Origin of the sequence: Oceaniferula marina (genome assembly GCF_013391475.1) — a bacterium.
In the GTDB taxonomy this organism is placed as follows: domain Bacteria; phylum Verrucomicrobiota; class Verrucomicrobiia; order Verrucomicrobiales; family Akkermansiaceae; genus Oceaniferula; species Oceaniferula marina.
The window spans coordinates 1-617 of record NZ_JACBAZ010000057.1; the positions used below are offsets into that span (position 1 = coordinate 1).

The 617-nt window shown below is 44.7% G+C and carries 1 protein-coding gene; it reads left to right on the forward strand.

Annotated elements, in window-relative coordinates:
- The first annotated feature begins 71 nt into the window (after positions 1-71).
- A complete protein-coding gene (locus HW115_RS19530) occupies positions 72-539 on the forward strand; it encodes a DUF4279 domain-containing protein (RefSeq protein WP_178935352.1) in 468 nt (155 codons plus the stop codon).
- Positions 540-617 lie beyond the last annotated feature (78 nt).

Genomic DNA, 617 nt, shown 5'->3' on the forward strand with positions numbered 1-617 from the left:
CATTGTATCTTTAATTTGCATATCGACGCCTGATCGCTGCCGGTGTGCTTTACGTTCTGCAAAAAAATATCATGTGCAACCCGAGAGACGAATATCCACAGGAGAGATGGATCACGGTTGGAGGTTTGGTGGATGAGACGGCAGCCTCTCTAAGAATTGTCGGAGATGACCTTGTCCCAGATGAGATTACTGACATTTTGGGATTTCCTCCTACTATTGGTCGAAAGAAGGGTGACAAGAGACAGGGGAAGAATACCAAAAAGATTTACACTGCACCAACAGGTATATGGAATCTTTCGTCGCCTAGAGGTAGCGGTGATCTTGAATCCCACATAAGATGGTTATTCGAGGTTATCCCTTCGGATGTCGAGATATGGAAGTCGTTAGCTTGCAGGTTCGAGTTAGATTTATTTTGTGGTCTGTTTCTAGACGATTGGAACCGTAGTGTGCTACTGGATTCACCTACTCTGCTGTTCTTGGGTGAGAGGGGTATAGATCTTACATTTGATATTTATTCGCCATGCACCGAAGACGAATAAACTGGCAGAACAAGTCGTTGCACCCGACGGCTAGTAGCTACCTAGCCAGATTTTGCTACTGTTCTTGAAGCATTGAAA